Source organism: Pantoea wallisii (assembly GCF_002095485.1).
Lineage (GTDB): Bacteria > Pseudomonadota > Gammaproteobacteria > Enterobacterales > Enterobacteriaceae > Pantoea > Pantoea wallisii.
Window position 1 is genome coordinate 31,645 of record NZ_MLFS01000042.1, and the last position, 13,431, is coordinate 45,075.

At 51.8% G+C, this 13,431-nt stretch carries 22 protein-coding genes and 2 pseudogenes; 18 read left to right on the forward strand and 6 right to left on the reverse strand.

From position 1 onward, the window contains the following. Positions 1–23: 23 nt before the first annotated feature. From HA48_RS14900 to HA48_RS14920, 6 genes are all read right to left on the reverse strand, one after another. On the reverse strand, positions 24–287 hold the full coding sequence (locus HA48_RS14900; RefSeq protein WP_128602024.1) for a hypothetical protein: 264 nt from the start codon (positions 285–287) through the stop codon (positions 24–26). Continuing rightward, a complete protein-coding gene (locus HA48_RS14905; protein WP_128602025.1) occupies positions 280–1,635 on the reverse strand; it encodes a replicative DNA helicase in 1,356 nt (451 codons plus the stop codon). The genes HA48_RS14900 and HA48_RS14905 overlap by 8 nt, the downstream gene beginning before the upstream one ends. A gap of 1 nt (position 1,636) precedes the next feature. Beyond that, positions 1,637–2,545, reverse strand: a complete 909-nt coding sequence (locus HA48_RS14910; RefSeq protein ID WP_244182863.1) for a replication protein — start codon at positions 2,543–2,545, stop codon at positions 1,637–1,639. Positions 2,546–2,598: 53 nt separating this feature from the next. After that, positions 2,599–2,742 carry a hypothetical protein gene (locus HA48_RS22210; RefSeq protein ID WP_167377156.1) on the reverse strand — a complete coding sequence of 48 codons (144 nt, stop codon included), beginning with the start codon at positions 2,740–2,742 and terminating at the stop codon, positions 2,599–2,601. Positions 2,743–2,776: 34 nt separating this feature from the next. Then, complete coding sequence (locus HA48_RS14915; RefSeq protein ID WP_128602027.1) at positions 2,777–3,112, reverse strand: hypothetical protein; 336 nt, start codon at positions 3,110–3,112, stop codon at positions 2,777–2,779. Between the two features lie 114 nt (positions 3,113–3,226). Then, a complete protein-coding gene (locus tag HA48_RS14920) occupies positions 3,227–3,454 on the reverse strand; it encodes a helix-turn-helix domain-containing protein (RefSeq protein WP_128602028.1) in 228 nt (75 codons plus the stop codon). A gap of 99 nt (positions 3,455–3,553) precedes the next feature. On the opposite strand from HA48_RS14920, the gene HA48_RS14925 reads away from it, so the two are divergent. The 18 genes and pseudogenes from HA48_RS14925 to HA48_RS15005 all read left to right on the forward strand — a co-directional run bounded on the left by HA48_RS14925 (position 3,554) and on the right by HA48_RS15005 (position 13,347). Next, the gene (locus HA48_RS14925; RefSeq protein ID WP_128602029.1) at positions 3,554–4,243 is read left to right on the forward strand and encodes an XRE family transcriptional regulator; all 690 of its coding nucleotides are present in this window, start codon (positions 3,554–3,556) and stop codon (positions 4,241–4,243) included. Between the two features lie 445 nt (positions 4,244–4,688). Then, entirely contained in the window at positions 4,689–4,988 is a 300-nt protein-coding gene (locus HA48_RS14930) for a transcriptional antitermination N peptide (protein ID WP_128602030.1), read from the forward strand. A 7-nt stretch (positions 4,989–4,995) separates the two neighbouring features. After that, on the forward strand, positions 4,996–5,820 hold the full coding sequence (locus HA48_RS14935; protein WP_128602031.1) for a DUF1281 family ferredoxin-like fold protein: 825 nt from the start codon (positions 4,996–4,998) through the stop codon (positions 5,818–5,820). A 513-nt stretch (positions 5,821–6,333) separates the two neighbouring features. Then, positions 6,334–6,876, forward strand: coding sequence for a DUF551 domain-containing protein (locus HA48_RS14940; RefSeq protein ID WP_128602032.1), 543 nt, complete (start codon positions 6,334–6,336; stop codon positions 6,874–6,876). Between the two features lie 156 nt (positions 6,877–7,032). Next, entirely contained in the window at positions 7,033–7,212 is a 180-nt protein-coding gene (locus HA48_RS14945) for a hypothetical protein (protein WP_128602033.1), read from the forward strand. Beyond that, positions 7,209–7,346: a hypothetical protein gene (locus HA48_RS22075; RefSeq protein ID WP_158086971.1), complete on the forward strand. Its 138-nt coding sequence runs from the start codon at positions 7,209–7,211 to the stop codon at positions 7,344–7,346. Before HA48_RS14945 ends, HA48_RS22075 begins: the two co-directional genes overlap by 4 nt. Next, positions 7,343–7,645 carry a hypothetical protein gene (locus HA48_RS14950; protein WP_128602034.1) on the forward strand — a complete coding sequence of 101 codons (303 nt, stop codon included), beginning with the start codon at positions 7,343–7,345 and terminating at the stop codon, positions 7,643–7,645. Before HA48_RS22075 ends, HA48_RS14950 begins: the two co-directional genes overlap by 4 nt. Then, positions 7,645–8,462 (forward strand): annotated as a pseudogene (locus tag HA48_RS14955) (PD-(D/E)XK nuclease-like domain-containing protein); the annotation flags it as partial. The gene HA48_RS14950 and the pseudogene HA48_RS14955, both read left to right, overlap by 1 nt. Beyond that, positions 8,455–9,267, forward strand: coding sequence for a recombination protein RecT (gene recT / locus HA48_RS14960; protein ID WP_128602035.1), 813 nt, complete (start codon positions 8,455–8,457; stop codon positions 9,265–9,267). The pseudogene HA48_RS14955 and the gene recT, both read left to right, overlap by 8 nt. A gap of 2 nt (positions 9,268–9,269) precedes the next feature. Beyond that, positions 9,270–9,671, forward strand: a complete 402-nt coding sequence (locus HA48_RS14965; RefSeq protein ID WP_128602036.1) for a hypothetical protein — start codon at positions 9,270–9,272, stop codon at positions 9,669–9,671. Positions 9,672–9,756: 85 nt separating this feature from the next. Then, entirely contained in the window at positions 9,757–10,356 is a 600-nt protein-coding gene (locus tag HA48_RS14970) for a hypothetical protein (protein WP_128602037.1), read from the forward strand. After that, positions 10,353–10,601 carry a hypothetical protein gene (locus HA48_RS14975; RefSeq protein ID WP_128602038.1) on the forward strand — a complete coding sequence of 83 codons (249 nt, stop codon included), beginning with the start codon at positions 10,353–10,355 and terminating at the stop codon, positions 10,599–10,601. The genes HA48_RS14970 and HA48_RS14975 overlap by 4 nt, the downstream gene beginning before the upstream one ends. 31 nt (positions 10,602–10,632) lie before the next feature. Beyond that, complete coding sequence (locus tag HA48_RS22955) at positions 10,633–10,836, forward strand: Lar family restriction alleviation protein (RefSeq protein ID WP_128602039.1); 204 nt, start codon at positions 10,633–10,635, stop codon at positions 10,834–10,836. Further along, positions 10,833–11,575, forward strand: a pseudogene (locus HA48_RS22960) (hypothetical protein). Before HA48_RS22955 ends, HA48_RS22960 begins: the two are co-directional and overlap by 4 nt. Before the next feature lie 4 nt (positions 11,576–11,579). Further along, on the forward strand, positions 11,580–11,816 hold the full coding sequence (locus HA48_RS14990) for a hypothetical protein (RefSeq protein WP_128602040.1): 237 nt from the start codon (positions 11,580–11,582) through the stop codon (positions 11,814–11,816). A gap of 395 nt (positions 11,817–12,211) precedes the next feature. Continuing rightward, on the forward strand, positions 12,212–12,490 hold the full coding sequence (locus HA48_RS14995) for a hypothetical protein (protein WP_128602041.1): 279 nt from the start codon (positions 12,212–12,214) through the stop codon (positions 12,488–12,490). A 66-nt stretch (positions 12,491–12,556) separates the two neighbouring features. Beyond that, positions 12,557–13,036, forward strand: a complete 480-nt coding sequence (locus HA48_RS15000; protein WP_128602042.1) for a class I SAM-dependent methyltransferase — start codon at positions 12,557–12,559, stop codon at positions 13,034–13,036. 116 nt (positions 13,037–13,152) lie between these two features. After that, positions 13,153–13,347, forward strand: a complete 195-nt coding sequence (locus tag HA48_RS15005) for a helix-turn-helix transcriptional regulator (RefSeq protein WP_039379359.1) — start codon at positions 13,153–13,155, stop codon at positions 13,345–13,347. Positions 13,348–13,431 lie beyond the last annotated feature (84 nt).

Here is a 13,431-nt window from a genome sequence, read left to right on the forward strand (position 1 = left end):
TCGGAACGGGAATCGCGCTCGAACTACGCTCTAATCGGCAGATATACCACGCGGTAGACGAACGGTATGAATGCGGCGAAGAACTTGAAGTAAGTGTCCTGACGGTACCCTGTAGCCTCATTAATCATCGCTTCTAAGCCGTTACGTGGCTGGCGAGGAAGCTCCACCTCATAGATCCGGCAGAAGCCTATAATTAGCTCTGTCTCATCGAGGCACCTTTCGATCACATGCCTGAATGCCTCGTTGCCGCGAAGCTCAAGCCTGATTTCGTTTGTCATTTCATCCATTACTGCCCCCATAGCGCCAGTCATTGGCCGGCTGCTCTTTGGTTTTGTTGTCGGAATACTGCTGCGCAGCGGCCTGCTGATCGACGTTAACGAAGTGTCCATTCTTCCAGCCCATGTAGAACGTCTTTGGCTGGCCAGAGCGGTACTTTCCGATGATGATTTCTGCCAGGCCTTTCATGTCCGTGTTCTCGTTGTAAATCTCATCACGGTAAGGGAACACGATAACGTCAGCGTCTTTCTCGATAGAGCTGGAGCCTGCGAGATCGCCCATGTTCGGGCGCTTATCGGCGCGGCCGTCAACGTTACGATTGAGCTGGGCCAGCAGAATCACCGGAACCTTGTTGCGCAGACAGAACTGCTTAAGCTTGCGGGTGACCTCAGCGATGGCCAGGTCGGCACGCTCTGCTTTCGGCATCGGGATCAGCCCGAGGTAATCGATGGCCAGGAAGCTTAAGCCGCCGTCCATATTCATGCGCTCCGCCTGAGCAATGATTTCGTCGATGGTGAACGAACCAACAAGAACAAAGTTCTTTTCATCCAGCAAGGTGCCGGTGGCGCCGGTAAGCTTCGTGTAATCCTCCTGGCTCATGCCTAACGGGTTGCGAAGTGTGCCGATTGATATACCGCCACGGTCAGCGATGTGACGCTCGACAACCTGTGTCTCCGACATTTCCATCGAGATAAGCAGTCCCGTTCCCTTCTGCCGGCCGATTGAGTTTGAGATGTTGATGGCCAACTCCGTCTTACCCATGCCAGGACGTCCAGCGATGACAATCAAGTCGGTTCGGTCAAAGCCGCCGTACTCGTTATCCAGTGCCTCAATGCCGGTTTGCAGGTACAGACCGGAATCCGTGCCCTTCATGCGCTCTTCCAGAATGTTGAAGTAATCGGGGATCATGTCACCGATGCGGCGCGGAAGTTTATCGTTGGTTTCAAACTGCAGCTTGGCCAGAAGGCCGGTTGCGGTGGCAATGCTCTCGTTGATGTTCTGCGTGTTTGCGCTGGCCAGCAGCTGTGCCGCTTTGCTCAGCTCTTCCACACCTTTTCGCAGCATCCAGCACTGGCGAACCCGCTTAGCCCACGCCTTGATGTTCGCTGCAGAGTTGCACTGCTTAGCGATTTGCAGGACGTAATCACGGCTTTCCTCCGGGATGGAGTCGCGCACGCTGAACGGGTCGATTGGCTCAGCCTTGTCCAGCAGCTTCACGATTGCCTGATACATGCTGCGCAGGTGGTGATTGGCAAACGACTCAACAGGAAGCTTGCTGGCGATGTCTCTGCAGTCAACGTGATCACCCTTGAGAAGCATCGAACCAATCAGCTGCTGCTCGAAATCTAAACTGTCCATGTCATACCTCCTCGCTGATGACTTTGTCGATCATCTTTTGGGTTAACGCAGTGTCGATGCCGTACTTGGTTCCATCAGGATTCTCGCCACACGCCCAACGCGTAGGCTTATAGCCGTGAGTGATGTAACCAGTGAGAAATGCATCAGCGCTGGTTGGCTGATTGCCGGTGTCTTTGCAGTGCTTCAGGTAGGACTTCCAGAGCCGCTTGATGCCGTTCTCTGTGGTGGTTGTGATGCCTTTGATTCTTGGCAGGCCAAACGCTTCGGCTTTTCGATTCCATGTTTGAACAAAAAGCGGCCTGTCAAAGTCTGGCAAGGCAGCCCTCGGATTGGTTCCTCTGGCTCGGGGATTTGTACCTGCCTGACGGGATGTTAATTTTTTCTCACCACTCAATCCCGCCTCGCGGGTTTGGGTAATGTTTTTATATTCTTGTTCTAATAACTTCTTACTCTGTTCGACCTCGTTTGTTACCTGCTTTGTTACCCCTACCACTCCCGAAGCCGCGCCAGCACTGCGTTTGTTTGTTACTTCGTTACCTACTTCGTTTGTTACCTCAAAATCACCCTGATAATCGGTGTAATTTATGATGGTAATTACCGTTCCGTGCCGGTTCCCGGAGAAGGTGATCATCTTCTCTTTGGTGAAGAATTCGAGCATGTCACGAACTTGCTTTGGTGACTTCTCGTTACCTTGGGAGTCCTTTAATTTCCGGGCGAGAATTGAAACTTTCGTAACGAGCTGGCCAGCCTGCAAATCCCATGAAACACCATCGAACTCGACAGTGCGTGACTTGTATTGTGCCTGGCCAATTATCCTCACCCACAGAGCAAACTTCGCCGTATCACTGGCCCATTCCTTGGACAGAAGGCTCCTGAACAGTGCGAAGTGCCCCTGCTTTTGGTTTTCCATCCGCGAACTCCTGCGCTCATGAGCAGCGCTGAAATCGTATAATCTGGCTGTACTCATTGCCCTTTCTCCTTCGCTCTGTGCTCTTCCAGAATGTGCTTCAGCTTCTCAGCCACCTTCGGGTTGAACGCTTTGCAGAACTCGACTCGGGCAAGGTTTTTGTGCATTTCTGCCTGGTACACAACGTGTTTCTTTGACATAATGACTCCTGTGAATTGATCCAGTCATTTCGCATCAGGCCTCGAAGCTGTTAGCGCAGCTCGGGGCTTTTTCTTTGGTCATTTCCAACTGCAACTTCGCGAATTCCATCGCTACCGTCATCAGCCAGCGATACTGCTCAAGCGGCATCTTCTTTTCCCCTTGCATGACAAAATCCTCTACACCGCTAGCGGCGAGAGTTTCCATCAGTTCCGGGTATTTCTCCGTCCGACGAAGCACGGTGGAGTCAGCTACGTTGAGCATCTTCGCTACAACTGTCTGGCGGGTATTCGTTAAAGCCTGGTGTGCGGTTGCCAGTAAGTGGCGACCGATAAACGCAATGGTAGATTTGCGTGAATTTGCCTGTTCCATTGTTTACTATTTCCTTAGCTTAAATAGGTAGTTGCGTGAGCAATCCGTGGGGGATTGCCACTTAAATTAGTTCCCGCGTTGTCGGCGGATCAGATTGGTAAAGAGCGGCAGTTCTTAAGCTGCGGTATCAGCTGCTTTCATGTATCGCTGCGGATAGAGGATTTGCATCTCAGTAATCTTGCCTTTGAAGAACTGAGATAATTTCTCTGCCGTTTCGAGTGATGGGACCTGAATCCCCCGCTCAATCCGGCTGAGGTTGCCAACGTCTAACTTTGTGGCGATGGCAACTTCGGAAATTGTTAGCTTTTTCTCTACACGCATTTTCCGTAATGGCGTTGTCATAATGCACCTCCGTAATGCGCTATACGCATAATATGCGAAATAGAAAATATGCGCAAGGCGCTTTGCGTGTCACGCATAAAAAAGGGTTAAATAACCGCCATGAAAATAGGCGACAAGATTAGACATATTCGCAAAGCGAATAAGATGACACTCAATGAGCTGGCCCTGCGTGTTGATAGCGACGTGGGCAACCTGTCACGCCTTGAGCGCGGCAAGCAGGGTTACAGTTCTGACCTGATAGAAAAAATTGCGGGTGCGCTTTCAGTTCCTGTATCTGAGCTATTCTCTTCTAATGAACCTGATGATACTGTAGATTCATACAGTGTAAGTTCCATTATAAAAAAGGGGAGAAAAGATGTGTACAGGATTGATGTACTTGATGTTTCAGCGAGCGCCGGAGATGGCTCGCCATCCAAAGATGTTGTCGAAGTCATAAGGTCGATTGAATATGTTCCGGACCAGGCGCGGGTAATCTTTGGCAATCGTCCAGAGTCATCTGTGAAGCTGATCAACGTGCGCGGAGACAGCATGGAAGGAACGATCGAGCCTGGCGACCTTATCTTTGTAGACGTTGCTGTAAGCAACTTCGATGGCGATGGCATCTACGTATTCAACTTCAATGGCGACATGTTTGTTAAGCGCCTGCAGAAAGTTAAAAGCGAGCTGATCGTCATATCAGACAACCCTCGTTACCGTGAGTGGTCAATTTCTGAAGAAGAAATGCCGATGCTGCACGTCTCTGGCCGGGTCATGCTCAGCCAGTCGCAGCAGTTCAGACGCCACGGGTAAGACTCCCCTACTTCACAGCCCGCTATATGCGGGCTTTTTTGTGCCTGCCGCATTATACCCCGCAAAATTATTTTTCCTTTAAATTCAAACGCATCATCTAATTTTACCCCGACAACTACCAATTTATTATTTTATGCGCTTGACGCATATGCGTGATGCGCATATTCTAAGTCCATCAGCAGGACGCTGAGGCAGTAGGAACAGGAAGTTAGCTCTTTAACAGAACAGGTGCGCTGACAAAGCGCGAACAACCAAACGAGATGGGTTTGGGGTGTGGTGGCGGTGTCCTCAAGCGAGGCGCAACGCTAGCAGTGTGATAAGACCTGAAAACCGGCTGGGCAGATAGTTTTTTGCCAATACAGAAACAGGGCGCTCAGGAAATAAGTGAGAGTGGCGACTCAGTGCCGCGATCACCACACCACCAAAACCATTTCAGGAGGCCACCATGACAGTAATCACTTACGGCAAATCAGTAACTGAGAACGCAAAGACTCGTCGCCATGCTCGCCGCCGTGCGGTGGCTATAGAGCGTGACACCATTTGTTCGATCATCGACGCAGCGTTTGGCATTGAGCCTGAAGCTGTAGCAGTAGCACCGAAGCACATGACGCGAGTTGAGCGCGCCACTACCTCACCGAGTCTGCGTGAGAAGCATGAGAGCACAGCGATGTGCTTACCGGATGTTGCCTTGTATCAGGCGGGGCATCGCAAGATTCGCAAAGACGCAACGCACATCATTAAGTGAGGGAATAATGCCAAATCACATTACCAATGAGGTCACTGTCATTGGCGGCACCAACAAAGAGCGCGCCGCATTCATTCGCTCTGTCACCAATAAGTACGGCCGCATCGACTTCAATAACATCACTCGCATGCCAAAGAGCATGCATATCGATGAAAGTAGTGATGTTGAAATGATGGCTTCGGCTATTGCTGGGAAGCCCATGGCTGACTTCTACTTTGGCGATGTCATGGATATTGCTGAAGTTACTGAAAAGCTTCGACTGCGAGGTTCGAAATCAAGTTACATCAAAAAGGTGATTCAGCAAGCACACCTTCGGGTAGACAACAAAAGTCGTTACGGATTTTATTCCTGGTACGATTGGTCACGAATGAAGTGGGGAACCAAGTGGAATGCATATGACGTTGAGATGCCGATTCCTGAGGTAAAAGAACGCGTTAAGCTCGGTTATCGTCACCGCAAGACGCATGTCACAGCTTACGCCAAGCGACTGTTTAAAAAGCGACTCAATCGCCACGCTGAATCAGGCGCCGAATTGCAGATCCGCTTCGATACTGCATGGGCTAGTCCCGACCCAATTTTCGAAGAAATGGCAAAGAGCTTCCCTCATCTTGAGTTTCAGATCCGATACGCGGATGAAGATACCGGCTCTAATTGTGGTCAGTACCACATCAAGGGCGACCTCATCCACTCCAGCGACATCGCGCCGAGATGGGGAGACCAATCGCCGGATGAAAAGCGCAAATGGACAGAATTCGCTTTCAAGCTAACCCGCCCAGACGTTGACCCGAAAGAGTATGGCTACAACGAAAACTGGGAATACATCGAAGAATAAGGCTGCCTAACCCGCAGCCTTTTTTTGTCCACCCATCGTGGACGCAGCAGAGATTAAGAGAGGTGAGTATGGAGGAGCGCTTTTTCTATCGATATGACGCAGTCATCACTCAGCATGGAATTGAGATAACACTGAAAACGTTCAAAGCGATACGTGAAACCAAGTGTTATTTCATGGTCAGGGCTCATACGGTAAATCAGTATGGGTTTGAATGCCTGTATGGACGCGAGCGGCGTGTTCCGAAGTATGCAGGACGGTGTCGCGCTATATCGCACAACAAGGATGATGCTCTGTTCTCATTTAAGCGCCGACAGGAAATGAGACTACAGCACGCCGAAAGAAACCGGCAGGTAGCACAGCGTTGTGTTGACTGGCTTGGTAGCGATGGCAGAGCGCCCGATAAGGCTATCAATATCGGACACACGCAAGCAACTGTACCGCCAAGTCACGATTACGAATGGTAAATAACCCGCCCCGAGCGGGTTTATTTTTGTGCGGTAAGTGGGAGGAGTGATGGAAGGATTTAAGGGTACGCCGGGTAAGTGGAGTTTTGAGCATAATTGCGTTTCCGATAAAGACATATTTTGCATCAACGTCATGGCTGATGGGTGTTCTGATATTTGTTATTTACAAAGTAGCGAAGAGTTCCTGCCGAACAGAGAGCAGACATTGGCAAACGCCAACCTGATAGCAGCGGCACCTGAGCTCTTAGAGGCGCTTCAGGGCCTTCTGATAAGAGTGGCAGATGATGAGGAATATGGGCCTGACCACGCAATCACCAAGCGAGAGCCGCAATATTTAAGGCGCTTGGCCAGTAACCACTACAGGAGAGAGGGTATGGAGTGGATTAAGTGCAGTGAAATGAAGCCTGAGCTGGACGGGAAATACTTAACTTTCGGCTCATATGGAATTGGAACCTCATGGTATCACACTGCTTTCGGGAGGAGGGTTTTTCAGGACTGCGACACTAACAATAACGAAGGGATGACCGATTGGGATGATTTAGCGTTTCAGGTAACTCACTGGATGCCGCTGCCCGAACCACCTGCTGAGTAACACCGTAAAGCTGTCTGCTTAGACGGCTTTGAGGTGCTACGCACCACGCTTTAGCTTTGAGACAGCGGGCGTAATTAACAAATTATCATCCCTTAGCCAGCGCAATGCTGGCTTCTTTTTTCAACACCAATCACCGAATTTAATCAGGAGTTACCCATGCAATTTGCAACTGCTGGGGCTGCCCATCTGGGTAGCTCCTCTATCAACACATCTGTATCAAGCCAATTCGCTTTCAAATTGACCGGCGCAGAAGTTATGCACTGGCAGCCAAAGAGTCGCTTGCAGCAGCTTTGGGAGCGTCTGGTTCAGGTCATCACACAAGAAGGCCAGCCATGAGCGCGCCAACACCAGCGGAACAGTACCGCAAGCAGCAGGAAGAGCTTGAGCGTCAGCGCCAGATTGATCGCACTCAGGATTATCCGTTCATCAACCAGATGCTGAAAATGCTCGGCATGCAGGAGCGCAAATGAACATTCGACTGACGCAGAGAGACCGCGCAGAGGTGCAAAGCATTGCCGACTCTCTGCCGGATGATGACCTGCAGGAGGTTGCCGGCTATGTGGATGACTGGCAGGCACGGCACCAGGTTAACCCGCTGACAATGGCTGCTATCGCATTCCTGAGCCAGCACTATGACCGCAACGCTGTTGCCATGCTGGACCATGACGACGACTGGCACATAAAGCTGGGTGAGGTGCTGCGGGAGCTGATGATAGATACCGGCAAACGTGAGCGCGGCGTAAATGCACTGATACATAAGGTGGCGTGATGGAGCCGGGAATTTACTACGACATCAGCAACGAGGCGTATCACTCCGGGCCCGGCATCAGTAAGTCGCAGCTGGACGACATTGCCCGCAGCCCTGCAATTTTCCAGTGGCGTAAGGATGCGCCGGTAGACAACGAAAAAACGAAAGCGCTTGACCTCGGAACGGACTTCCACTGCGCAGTTCTGGAGCCGGAGCGATTTGCTGATATGTATCGCGTAGGCCCGGAAGTAAACCGGCGCACCACGCAGGGAAAGCCGAGGAAAAGGAGTTCTTTGAACAGTGCGAAAAGGACGGTGCGGTACCCATAACGCACGACGACGCACGCAAGGTTGAGCTGATGCGAGGCTCGGTAATGGCCCACCCTATCGCTAAGCAGATGATTGCAGCGCAGGGCCATGCTGAGGCCTCGATTTACTGGAATGACGAAAGCACGGGCAACCTGTGCCGCTGCAGGCCGGATAAATTTATCCCTGACTGGCACTGGATTGTCGACGTGAAAACCACCGCGGATATGAAGAAGTTCAGGCGGGAATTCTACGACCTGCGCTATCACGTTCAGGACGCGTTTTACACAGACGGGTATGCCGCCCAATTTGGCGAGCGCCCTACTTTCGTGTTTGTCGTCACCAGCACCACCATTGATTGCGGCAGATATCCGACAGAGGTTTTCTTCCTGGACGAAGAGACCAAAGCCGCCGGGCGCGCCGAGTATCAGTCAAACCTCATCACCTATTCAGAATGCCTGTCACGGAATGAATGGCCGGGCATCGCAACTTTATCGCTTCCACCTTGGGCTAAGGAAATCCGAAATGTCTAACCAGCCACCACTGGCAGCTGCTGACCTGCAGAAAACGCAACAGGGCAATCAGGTAGCAAGAACTCCGGAGCAGACGCTTGTCGGCTTCATGAACCAGCCAGCAATGAAAAGCCAGCTTGCCGCGGCGCTACCACGTCACATGACGGCCGACCGCATGATTCGAATTGTCACGACCGAGATTCGCAAAACGCCAGCATTGGCGCAGTGTGACCAGAGCAGCTTTATCGGTGCCGTCGTACAGTGCTCACAGCTCGGACTGGAGCCCGGCGGCGCGCTAGGCCATGCTTACCTCCTGCCTTTCGGCAACGGACGCGCTAAATCAGGCCAGTCAAACGTACAGCTGATTATTGGTTACCGCGGCATGATTGACCTTGCCCGCCGTTCCGGCCAGATAGTCAGCCTGTCAGCCCGTGTCGTGCGCGCAGGTGATGAATTCAGCTTCGAGTACGGACTGGAAGAGAACCTGATTCACCGCCCGGGCGAAAATGAAGATGCTGAGATTACCCACGTTTACGCCGTAGCACGCCTCAAGGATGGCGGCACACAGTTCGAGGTGATGACCACAGGACAGGTCAACAAGGTTAAGGCGCAGAGCAAAGCATCAGGCAATGGCCCGTGGGTAACGCACTGGGAGGAGATGGCAAAGAAAACTGTCATCCGTCGCCTGTTCAAATACCTGCCGGTCAGTATCGAAATGCAGAAGGCTGTTGTACTCGATGAGAAAGCCGAAAGCGACATTGACCAGGATAACGCGTCAGTTCTCAGCGCCGAATACAGCGTACTGGACAACGCCCCGGGAGAATAATCATGCGCAAGATTGCCCACTACCGCCGCAACAACCACCCCAACAGCGGGTTTAAGGAAAGACTGGCGTGGCAACTCAGTAAAGGACCGAAGACCGGGCGCGAATTATGCGCCCTTTTTAATATGTCCCTCGCGGAGTTCAACAGCAACATTCAAGACCTTCTCCGCCGCCCGGGAGAAACAATGAAAGTTGAGGCATCTGACCCTGTGAAGGTTGGCCGGGCAATCGACCGTACCTACACGCTCGCAAGGAAGCCGCGCCGCGTTTTACCCACCACACGCAACGACTGCTGTGTAAGCAGAAAGCAGTTAGTCAACCGCAGCGAAGAGAAGAGGCGGCAGTGCACAGAAGCCGCGCAGCGCCGCGAAAGGTTAATGAAAGCCGGCCTGTACCCGGTTGGCTAATAAGGGGAAAGAGATGAAGAAGCATTATGCAGAACGTGATTTGCTGGAAATGGACCGCGCGGGGAATTTCTATGGAAACCATGTCATGGCTATGACAGCGGAACAGCTGCACAGTAAGTCAGATATCGCCGCTGAGCTTGGCTGGCGTGACATGCAGATTGCCGCCCTGCAGCAAAATCGGGATGCGCTGGCGGCGGAGAATGCGGCGCTGAAAGCCGGGCCGCAGGGCTTCTTCGCTTATGGCGGGGATTGCGGATATGAAGAGTTCAAAACGGCAGATGAAGCTCGGAAATTTGCCAATGAAGAGATCGCATACTATCGCGAGCAGGCTTGTGATGGCTGGTCCGATGAAGTTGGGGGTGTGGTATGGGGTATCGTCATGCAGCGCGCAACAATGACGGGATTGCGAGCCGTTGAAGAGGGTGATAACTGCGCTGAAGGTTTCACTGAGTGGTGTGATTACACCCTACTGCCTAACGTTGAAACCCCAGCTGCTGACGCCATCCTCAACACTGTGCGTGCTGAGGGTGTGGAGATGCTGGCAGAAAACCATCAGCGCATTGTCGATACGCTGGATGGCGACTCGCTTTTTGGTGATGGAGAGCGTAGGCATGCTGCGATAGCTGCTGCCGCTGTTCATTTCGCCGGCCAACTCCGCGCCGATGCAGCTAAGGATGGTGTGTGATGGAAGAATTATATAACCTGGAAAGTGTTTACGACGAGCAGATAAGCCCGCTGATGAAGCAAATCATCGATATCTGTAAAGAACACAAAATGCCGATGGTGTGCTCATTTGCTTTTGAAAACGATGCGGAGCTGGGCATTGGGGCCTGTACAACACTTCTCAATGACTTCGATGGACGAATTCATGATGGTTTTTCAAAAGCCTGGGCACGATTAGAGGCAGTGATCGATTTGTGGCTGCAATGACGATCACGATCAGCAAGAAGGATGGTGCGTGATGGCTGATATTGAGCTTAAACCCTGCCCATTCTGCGGCTCTAAGAGCGTAGAGGTATTCGCCCAGTACGAAGAAGACTGTCCTGACCGCTCAGCAATCGTTCGCTGCCACAGCTGTGACGCTCAATCAGCGCAGATGGTTGGCCGTGACAAGCTGAATATGGCCGCCAGAGCATGGAATATGCGTACAGAGGTGAAGCCATGAAAGAGCGCCCAATTCTCTTAAACGGCGACATGGTGCGCGCCGTCCTGAACGGCAGCAAGACGCAGACGCGCCGGATTATGAAGGTGCAGCCCTCGGCTGATTTCTCCCCGATGAATATGGAGCTGGAAACGGACTTTACCGCGCGCTGGTATACGCCCGGCGTGGTCGATAAAGATGGCTACCTTCAGCCAGCTAAGAAGCAGGTGTTTGGTGTGGCCAGCGAGGATGAAGGCTACACCAGCCCGTTCGGTGCAGTAGGTGATCGCCTGTGGGTGCGTGAGACGTGGAGTGAAGACTTTGCGAATTACTACCCAAATGACCGTGTCTGGTACGCAGCGATGATGATCGGCGATTGGACATCGAAGTCGTGGATGGTGTGCGCGGTATTTATAGCCCTGAAAGCGATGTACACGTGCCTTTCCGCTGGCACCCATCCATCCACATGCCGCGCTGGGCTTCCCGCATAACGCTGGAGATTACCGGCGTTCGTGTGGAGCGGTTGAAGGATATCAGCGAACAGGATGCAGTAGCAGAAGGGATTGAGCCGTACCCGCATGAACCTGAAATGCCGCAGATGTATCACGAATATTTCCCGCTCGGCACTAAAAATGGTCTCCGCTGCAATATGTCTGCCGTTGATTCTTTTTGTGGGTTGTGGGAGTCCATAAGCGGTGAGGAAAGCTGGCAGGCTAACCCGTGGGTGTGGGTCATTGAGTTTAAGCGCGTGGAGGGGAGGTGAAATCATGATTAGCGATGAGAGGCTGGAGAAAATTTCTGAAGATGACCACGTACAGTGTGGTGATGCTTCAGCTATGGCAAAGGAGCTGCTGGCGCTGCGCAAGGCGTTTAGTGCGCCATTTTGCTTCACTGATGATGCCGGAGTTGCCTTGCGAAGCCATCACAGTAATTTCGAATGCAGCCCGGTTAAATTTGGCAATAAAGACATACCTCTTTACCGCAAGACGGAGCAACCATGCTAATCGGCTTTGCCCTCATCATTGCATCAGGCCTGCCCCTTCCTGTTTCCGAACGCATTTATCCCGACAAGGCAGCCTGCGAATCCATCAAAGAGCGAATACTGCAGCGCCGGCCAATGGCGCAGCTTGAGTGCTCACCTGTTTACCGATAGCCGCGAGAGCGGTTTTTTTGTGACCAAAATCTGGAGAATCACTATGTGCGACATAGCAGACGAAGCCTCAGAGTTAATACAGAGAACATTGGATGTAGCGCTACAGAACCGCCAGCGCCCTGCCATTGAGTTTACCGGCAAGTGCCACTACTGCGAGGAGGCTATCAGTAAGGGAAGCTTCTGCAGCAAGGAGTGTGGTGAGGATTATCAGAAGGTAGAACGGGCTAAGCAGTTTAAGGGGGCGGCATGAAGCTGATTGATTTGTTAGTTCAGGAGCTGCCAAAGCACGGTGGATGGCCTGAGCATGTGAATTACATAGCCCAGGATGCGGGCGGACTATCGAAAGGAAAGGTTTATGGTTACGTGCAAGAACCAGATAAGTGTGCTTATTACTGGCTTAACGCTGATGAAAACGACCACTCCGGATATGGAGAGGAAATACTCAGATGGGTGAGGGTAACCGATGACTGCAAGGATGTTTTTGTTAGTAGAGAGCAATACGAAAGAGCAACCCAGCCAGCATAACCCCATTACAACAAAGTAATCCCCCACCCCTATTAACCTTTATCTCGCTCTGCGTGAGGAGTTGTTATGTCTGAAGTAAGCATATTGGATATGTGCTGCGGTTCTCGCATGTTCTGGATGGATAAGCAGGATAGCCGAGCGGTGTTCACTGATCGCCGTGAAGAGCAGCATGCCCTGTGTGATGGACGCACATTGCAAATCAGCCCGGACATCATCGCAGATTTCCGTGCACTTCCTTTCGCTGATAACACTTTCGCCCAAGTAGTGTTTGACCCGCCTCACCTAGAGCGAGTTGGCGCCGAAGCATGGATGAAAAAGAAGTATGGCGCACTCGATAGAAAGACGTGGCCAGACGATATCCGCGCTGGGTTTGCGGAGGCGTTCAGAGTATTGCGGCCACACGGCACCTTGGTATTTAAATGGAATGAAACTCAGATTCCCGTAAAGAAGGTCATCGTCCTCACCGACCACAAGCCAACAATCTGGCAGCGCACCGGAAAGAGCGACAAAACACACTGGATTCTCTTCCTGAAGCCAGCCGCATGATCACCCCTCTCCACCTCATCATCACCATCGCAGCAATCATCGTAATCAAAATTATCTTCAGCTACCTGTGAAGTGACAGCGTCATGTCACAGGTAAACCATCGCCCGGAGGCAATCATGGAAATTCGCGAGGATACGCTCGTTGACCTGAAGTTCATCATGGCCGATACTGGTTTCGGCAAGACCTACATCTACGACCGCATTAAAGACGGCACCCTCTGCCAGCCCATCAAAATCAGTGGACGTTCCCGCTGGAAATATCGTGACCACCTCGAATTCAAAAACAAGCTGATTTCCGGCTGCAATGGGTAAATTGCTGGGTAAAAATTTAACCCAATCTCATAAAAGCTATATGGTGCAACAACTTGAATGACGCGTTAGACGTCTGCAGGGGAC

Excerpts from the sequence above, each read along its gene's own strand:
- HA48_RS14900 (WP_128602024.1), bottom strand. The coding sequence starts at position 287 with ATGGATGAAATGACAAACGAAATCAGGCTTGAGCTTCGCGGCAACGAG.
- HA48_RS14905 (WP_128602025.1), bottom strand. The coding sequence starts at position 1,635 with ATGGACAGTTTAGATTTCGAGCAGCAGCTGATTGGTTCGATGCTTCTC.
- HA48_RS14910 (WP_244182863.1), bottom strand. The coding sequence starts at position 2,545 with ATGGAAAACCAAAAGCAGGGGCACTTCGCACTGTTCAGGAGCCTTCTG.
- HA48_RS22210 (WP_167377156.1), bottom strand. The coding sequence starts at position 2,742 with ATGTCAAAGAAACACGTTGTGTACCAGGCAGAAATGCACAAAAACCTT.
- HA48_RS14915 (WP_128602027.1), bottom strand. The coding sequence starts at position 3,112 with ATGGAACAGGCAAATTCACGCAAATCTACCATTGCGTTTATCGGTCGC.
- HA48_RS14920 (WP_128602028.1), bottom strand. The coding sequence starts at position 3,454 with ATGACAACGCCATTACGGAAAATGCGTGTAGAGAAAAAGCTAACAATT.
- HA48_RS14925 (WP_128602029.1), top strand. The coding sequence starts at position 3,554 with ATGAAAATAGGCGACAAGATTAGACATATTCGCAAAGCGAATAAGATG.
- HA48_RS14930 (WP_128602030.1), top strand. The coding sequence starts at position 4,689 with ATGACAGTAATCACTTACGGCAAATCAGTAACTGAGAACGCAAAGACT.
- HA48_RS14935 (WP_128602031.1), top strand. The coding sequence starts at position 4,996 with ATGCCAAATCACATTACCAATGAGGTCACTGTCATTGGCGGCACCAAC.
- HA48_RS14940 (WP_128602032.1), top strand. The coding sequence starts at position 6,334 with ATGGAAGGATTTAAGGGTACGCCGGGTAAGTGGAGTTTTGAGCATAAT.
- HA48_RS14945 (WP_128602033.1), top strand. The coding sequence starts at position 7,033 with ATGCAATTTGCAACTGCTGGGGCTGCCCATCTGGGTAGCTCCTCTATC.
- HA48_RS22075 (WP_158086971.1), top strand. The coding sequence starts at position 7,209 with ATGAGCGCGCCAACACCAGCGGAACAGTACCGCAAGCAGCAGGAAGAG.
- HA48_RS14950 (WP_128602034.1), top strand. The coding sequence starts at position 7,343 with ATGAACATTCGACTGACGCAGAGAGACCGCGCAGAGGTGCAAAGCATT.
- recT (WP_128602035.1), top strand. The coding sequence starts at position 8,455 with ATGTCTAACCAGCCACCACTGGCAGCTGCTGACCTGCAGAAAACGCAA.
- HA48_RS14965 (WP_128602036.1), top strand. The coding sequence starts at position 9,270 with ATGCGCAAGATTGCCCACTACCGCCGCAACAACCACCCCAACAGCGGG.
- HA48_RS14970 (WP_128602037.1), top strand. The coding sequence starts at position 9,757 with ATGGCTATGACAGCGGAACAGCTGCACAGTAAGTCAGATATCGCCGCT.
- HA48_RS22955 (WP_128602039.1), top strand. The coding sequence starts at position 10,633 with ATGGCTGATATTGAGCTTAAACCCTGCCCATTCTGCGGCTCTAAGAGC.
- HA48_RS14990 (WP_128602040.1), top strand. The coding sequence starts at position 11,580 with ATGATTAGCGATGAGAGGCTGGAGAAAATTTCTGAAGATGACCACGTA.
- HA48_RS14995 (WP_128602041.1), top strand. The coding sequence starts at position 12,212 with ATGAAGCTGATTGATTTGTTAGTTCAGGAGCTGCCAAAGCACGGTGGA.
- HA48_RS15000 (WP_128602042.1), top strand. The coding sequence starts at position 12,557 with ATGTCTGAAGTAAGCATATTGGATATGTGCTGCGGTTCTCGCATGTTC.
- HA48_RS15005 (WP_039379359.1), top strand. The coding sequence starts at position 13,153 with ATGGAAATTCGCGAGGATACGCTCGTTGACCTGAAGTTCATCATGGCC.